This window comes from Clostridium lapidicellarium, from assembly GCF_041224415.1.
Lineage (GTDB): Bacteria > Bacillota > Clostridia > Clostridiales > Clostridiaceae > Clostridium_B > Clostridium_B lapidicellarium.
Window position 1 is genome coordinate 1 of sequence record NZ_JBGFFE010000046.1, and the last position, 6,086, is coordinate 6,086.

At 37.9% G+C, this 6,086-nt stretch carries 7 protein-coding genes; all 7 read right to left on the reverse strand.

From position 1 onward, the window contains the following. Positions 1-288 (reverse strand): transposase (locus tag AB8S09_RS15605; RefSeq protein ID WP_369869525.1); only part of this gene is annotated, 288 nt, incomplete at its 3' end. 117 nt (positions 289-405) lie between these two features. Next, the gene (locus AB8S09_RS15610; protein ID WP_369869526.1) at positions 406-804 is read right to left on the reverse strand and encodes a hypothetical protein; all 399 of its coding nucleotides are present in this window, start codon (positions 802-804) and stop codon (positions 406-408) included. A gap of 70 nt (positions 805-874) precedes the next feature. Then, complete coding sequence (locus tag AB8S09_RS15615) at positions 875-1,738, reverse strand: SNF2-related protein (RefSeq protein ID WP_369869528.1); 864 nt, start codon at positions 1,736-1,738, stop codon at positions 875-877. A 296-nt stretch (positions 1,739-2,034) separates the two neighbouring features. After that, entirely contained in the window at positions 2,035-2,904 is an 870-nt protein-coding gene (locus AB8S09_RS15620; RefSeq protein ID WP_369869529.1) for a radical SAM protein, read from the reverse strand. Between the two features lie 93 nt (positions 2,905-2,997). Then, positions 2,998-4,023: an NAD-dependent epimerase/dehydratase family protein gene (locus AB8S09_RS15625; protein WP_369869530.1), complete on the reverse strand. Its 1,026-nt coding sequence runs from the start codon at positions 4,021-4,023 to the stop codon at positions 2,998-3,000. 45 nt (positions 4,024-4,068) lie between these two features. Beyond that, the gene (locus tag AB8S09_RS15630; protein WP_369869532.1) at positions 4,069-5,475 is read right to left on the reverse strand and encodes a UDP-glucose dehydrogenase family protein; all 1,407 of its coding nucleotides are present in this window, start codon (positions 5,473-5,475) and stop codon (positions 4,069-4,071) included. Positions 5,476-5,672: 197 nt separating this feature from the next. Continuing rightward, positions 5,673-6,086, reverse strand: a 414-nt coding sequence (locus AB8S09_RS15635) for a hypothetical protein (RefSeq protein ID WP_369869534.1), incomplete at its 5' end; no start/stop codon positions are given.

Sequence of the window (6,086 nt, forward strand, 5' to 3'; positions counted from 1 at the left end):
AGGCTCAAATTCAGATTTTCTATCTCTTGGTACATTTACTTTAACTGGTCCAAAACTAGTTCTAATATTTTTGGGACTATACCCATTTCTACAATCTTTATTTTCATCAGATAATCTTACATACTTTTCTCTTCCCAGGTGTTCTTCCATTTCTGCTTCTAAAAACTGCTGTATTATGCCTCCAAATAATCTTTGCATAAGTCCATTTTTACCCACTAAGTCTTCCATACTGTTACATTTCTTTAATTCTTTTTTTAAATCAATATCTGGTATTTCTAATACATTCATGATGAGTCTCCTTTCAAAAATTATTTATACTTATTATTTCCACTATTACCAGTTTCCCATACATAAAAATGGCGTACCTGGATTTGATTTACACAAATCCAGGTACGCCCTCATATTTTATTCATTCATCCTCCTTATGTTTTTTTTACTTTTATGTGATGGGCCAATTCCTACAATCTGCCCGGTTATTTTGTTGAAACAGCACTCTCCAAGCTCGTTTTCCAATTTATTTTTGTAAATCGATTTATATTTGAAATATATGATTGGTACTGCATAAACCACTGTATTCTGGAAAATGATTTCCAATTTCACGCTGCATCTCTCTTTAATTTCATTAATCTGCCTATTTTTTTCAACATCATATAGATTTATTTTATGTTTATATTCATTTACCTTACCCTCACTCAGATTTTTTCTCTTCATCCTTTTTTCAGCTTCTGCCTTCAACGATGCATAATATCTGTCAATTCTCTTTACTTCCTTACTTTCAGCTGATATATTTTTAAAATTGCCCATTCTGGAACTGCCGACAATTTTTATCTGCTCTACTGCTTTTTAAAACCTTCCAAAAAATTCACGTCACAATTCACAGGATAATCATATTGGGGTTTGACATCATAAAATATTCTGTTAAGTTTTTGGAAAAATCGCTGTCAAAACACAGCTTCAGTTCGGTTTTTCCAAATATATCCTTGCGCTCATAGGGTATGACCACATATATAAGTGAATATCCGGTTTCAGTGCTTAAAAGGATCTGGGATTCATTTCTAAAGTTTTCAATTTGACCGTCCTTTTCTCTTCTTGTCATTCCTCCATAAAATACGGCAGTTTTATATCCATTCTGTTTCAATAATTTTTCCAGAAATTTAACTGTAGTCTTATATTTTGTAAATACTATAGTCTCGGCGTATCTTTTAGTAAATTTTATATTTACATCGCTTCTCTTATTTCTAACCATTACATCAGACACCAATGCTCTCAATTTTTCAATGTTTTTAGGCTCCATCAATTCCCCTGATTTGACAAAATTCCAGGCAACAGTTTTTCTGTTCTTCAGGTGATGTGCTTCATCTCCCATATCTTTAAATCTAGGATCATCGCTGGTTATAAAATTCTGATTGAACTTTCTTCTCAATTCATCACTCCACTGATTCACAAGAGATGGCGGGACAAGTATCAATATTCTCCTTGCAAATCCTCTTATAATATATTCCATCATGACAGTACAGGCTTCTATAGTTTTCCCAAGCCCAACTTCGTCGCAAAGGAGCGCCCGACCTCTAAATTTTTTAAGTACTTCTTTAACTGTTCTCACCTGGTAATCAAATAAATTCATGTCTCTTATGATATTTTTGGATAAAATATTGTCAAAATCAGGGACAACTGCAAAGTCTTTTGCAAGCTCATAAATCTGGCTCCACTTTTCATCATCAAAATTAAATTCTGACAACTGTACTATTTTACTATATGCCTCAGAAGAATTTTTGATGCAATTGAATATTTCATCCCTTTTATCAACTTCATTTAAATTTTCCAGTATAAGTTCATTTTCTTTTCTACAATATGAAATAATCGCCCTGCTGCCCCCTTTATATCTTTAAAAAATTCCTTGATGCCCCTTCCTGTTATTATATTCTCATTCTTGTGTAGCATAATCTTCTCTAGTTCTACAACTCTATTATTTATATACATATTACCATATTGAACTTAATTAGACCAAAAAGCTTGTATAAAGATTAAATGCAATCAAAGCATTCTGAATTCCTCAGACTTATATCCGTAATTGCCTTTTAAAATTTTGTCAATTATATCAAGCAGCTTTTGCCTGTCCTGAGAGAGGGTACCGCCTAAAGCCACATAGTTGGAGGCGTGGTTGCTTCTAAAAATGCAATTGTCTATGTCGATATCCTTAATGAGCTCCCTGGTTTCCAGCATGACTTCTCTGGGATTTAAGAGTTCAAACTTCCCACTTTCCACATCTTTCGACAGCTCCGTTCCATCCTCAACCATGAGAGTCAGAAGGCCGACATAGTCAGGCTTCATGGAATTTATAACTTTTGCCGATTCCACTGCATTTTGTTCCCAATTTTTCTTTCCGCCTATTCCGGAAATAAAAGTAGTCGAAAGTTTTATCCCGCTGTTTCTGATCTTTTTGCCTGCCTCTATTATCTGCCTGGAATCAGCTCCTTTTTTTATCTTTTTCAATATTTCATCACTTCCGCTTTCCACACCCATGTACAGCATTTTAAGCCCCAGGGTCTTTAATTCACTCATATTGTCCTGGGATTTTGCAAGCACGTCTCCCGAAGCGGCGTAGGATGAAATTCTGCTGCATTCCGGGAAAAGTGATTTTATTTTAAGCAATATACCTCTCAGCTTGTCCATTGGAAGTACAAGTGCATCTCCATCTGCCAAAAATATTCTGTCAACATGTCCGTATACTTCTCTCGCTTCTTTTAAATCTGCGTATATTTCCTCCATACTTCTCATTCTGAATTTCTTTTTCTTGTACATATCACAAAAAGTACACCTGTTGTGTGCACAGCCTATAATAACCTGAATTATAAAACTCCCCGCCTCACTGGGAGGTCTGTATACAATACCTTCGTAATCCACTGCAATCTCCTCCTGCCTATAAAATCCTAGATCAACAGTTATATTGTAACACTCAGAAGCATATTTTTCAGTGTTATGAGTAAAATGACAACATTATACAATTTTATTGTATTTCACGTACCAGTCGGCAAATTTCTGCAGTCCCTCTTCTATTGTAGTGGAGGGCTTGAAACCCACAGCTTTTTGAAGCATATCGGTGGAAGCGTATGTCACAGGCACATCCTCCGGTTTCATGGGCTCAAAAATTTTACGGAACACCACTTTTTTACCCAGTGCACTGCTCAAGGCTCTCTCCAGATTATCTACAAATACCATCAACTTTTCGGGTCTGCCGCTGCCTATATTGAAAATCCTGCTGTATTCCTCACTTCCAGGTGGATTGTTTAAAAGCCTCAAAATTCCCTCTACGGTATCATCTATATACGTAAAATCCCTGTACAGATCATATTCAAAACCTCCGTTGTTGAATATCCTGACAGGCTCTCCTGCAAAATATTCATCTGCAAATCTGAAATATACCATATCAGGTCTTCCCATGGGCCCGTAAACTGTAAAAAATCTGAGACCTGTAGAAGGAATCCCGTACAGATGGCTGTAAGCGTAGGCCATAAGTTCATTGGATCTTTTGGAAGCTGCATATAGGGACAATGGGCTGTCCACAAAATCAGATTCTTCAAAAGGCACCTTTTTGCCGGAACCGTAAACGGAACTTGAAGATGCATATACAAGATGATCTACGGGATTATGTCTGCACCCTTCAAGTATGTTAAAAAACCCCATAATATTGTTCCGTATATATATATCGGGATTTTCCATGGAATATCTTACTCCAGCCTGGGCAGCCAAGTTTACGACTATACGGGGCTTATATTCTTTAAAAACCTTCATAACCAGAAACTTGTCTGAAATATCTCCCCTGGCAAAAGTAAACTTGTCAAAAAGTTCAAGTTCACCCAGCCTGGCATATTTAAGATCTACATCATAGTAATCATTCATATTGTCAATCCCAATTACACGGCAGTCTTTTTCAAGCAGCTTTCTGGACAGATAAAATCCGATAAAACCTGCAGCTCCCGTAACAAGATATGTTTTATCCGTATCCAACAACCTATATCCCAATTCAACGTCCCCCCACTTAAAATATCTGTAAATTTCAATACACAATCAGCTCTCTGCCGCCGCAATTTCAAAAATTGAACCTGAAGTTTCAGTGCACGGCCTCCCAATGGAATGGTACTCCACTACCGCCTTTTTCATTTCCCCAACATCGTATAAATTTCTCCCGTCATACACCAGAGGAGTTTTCATAAGTTTCTTATAAGTTTTCGGCCTGACTGCCTTGATCTCGCTCCATTCAGTAAAAATAAAACATACATTGGCATCAAGCAAAGCTTCTCCGGCATTTTTCACGTACCTTATGGACCCCTGTCCAATTCTACCTTCGGGAAATTTTCTTTTAAAGTTTTCCATTCCTGCAGGATCGTAAGCACAGACCTGTGCCCCGTGACTTAAAAGCAGGGGCACATTGTCAAGGGAAGGCGCCTCCCTCAAATCATCAGTGCCGGGTTTAAAGGTGAGCCCGAGGACTGCCACTTTGAGCCCGCTGAAGGTAATGAGACGCCTGCAGGCCTTTTTATACAACATGGTCTTCTGATTCCTGTTCACATCGATGGCCGCCCTGACAGTCCTAAGCTCATATCCGTTCTGCCTTGCCAGGTACTCGAGGGCTTTTGTATCTTTGGGAAAGCATGAACCACCGTAGCCTATGCCTGCATTCAAAAATTTTCTGCCAATACGCTCGTCAAAACTCATTCCCCTGGCCACGTCCCTAATATCGGCACCCACCCTCTCGCAGAGATTGGCGATATCATTCATATAGGATATCTTAAGGGCTAAAAAATCATTTGACGCATACTTTATCATTTCGGCAGACCGCCTACTCACAGACACTATTGGAAGATTAAATGGCCTGTAGATACCCACAAGTATTTTCTCTGCCCAACTGCTTTCAGTACCTATTACAATTCTGGCCGAATGGAGGGTATCGTGAACTGCGGAGCCCTGTGCCAGGAATTCAGGATTGGAGGCCACCTCCACTTTTATTTTCCTGCCGCAGCCCGCACCATTTCCAGTACAGATTTCACCGTCACGGGGCAGAAAATCTTTTATGAACTGTTCCACCTTGTCGTTGGTGCCAACAGGTACAGTGGATTTCACCACCACAAGACAATCTTTTTCCACAGTTTCAGCTATTTGCCTCGCAGCTGTGGCTATATGTGCAAGATCTGCAGAACCATCCGGCTGTTCAGGAGTTCCAACACCAATAAAAATAGCATCCGCATCTCTATAAGCTGATCTGTAATCCGTCGTGTAATTGAGCCTGCCCTCTGCATAATTTTTTCTCATCAATTCTTCCAAATCGGCTTCATAAATCGGAGAAATACCCTGCTCCATCGTTCTTATTTTATCTTCATCAATATCCACACAGGTAACCTGATGGCCGACTTCTGCAAAGCAGACTCCCGCCACAAGTCCCACATAACCTGTACCTGCCACTGCTATCCTGTACATAATACAAATTACCTTCCTTTAAAAATTAATATAATTTTTCATATACCCCTAGTGTGACACACTACTTTTAATGTATTATAAACTAACTGTTAAAAGGAAATTAAGATAAGACTTAAAATGGTGGAGCAGAACAGATAATATTGAAATGAACGTTACTTTTTAATATTGTCTATAAAAAAATAAAGGCCGTTAAGCCTCTACTTTTTATATATCATCTTATTTTTCAGCACTCCTATATCCACTTCATGGTGCCCTAGCATAGATTTAATAACATTTATATTTTCATCTACATTCGATATATTTTTCTCAATATGTTCTATGTCTCCTTGTATATGTGATATGTCAATACTCATTTTATCCATCTTTGCTTTGGATACTTCGGAACTATGTACCAATGCTTTTAATATTCGCGTATTTTCATCTACCTGGGATTTAATAGGTTCTAACTTCTTATCTAATTTTGTATCCAGCAAATCGGCTATTTGTTCTAAATCCCTTTTCTCCACAAGCCTCACCCCTTCATATTTATAATTATAGCATATGCAATTCATTATATAAATATATACTGATCGTGTCAATTTACTGTAGGTTAAAAAGCTACAGACTTTCCC

What these genes read in the sequence shown, in the direction of transcription:
- AB8S09_RS15630 (WP_369869532.1), bottom strand. Translation starts at nt 5,475, where the DNA reads ATGTACAGGATAGCAGTGGCAGGTACAGGTTATGTGGGACTTGTGGCG.
- AB8S09_RS15610 (WP_369869526.1), bottom strand. Translation starts at nt 804, where the DNA reads ATGGGCAATTTTAAAAATATATCAGCTGAAAGTAAGGAAGTAAAGAGA.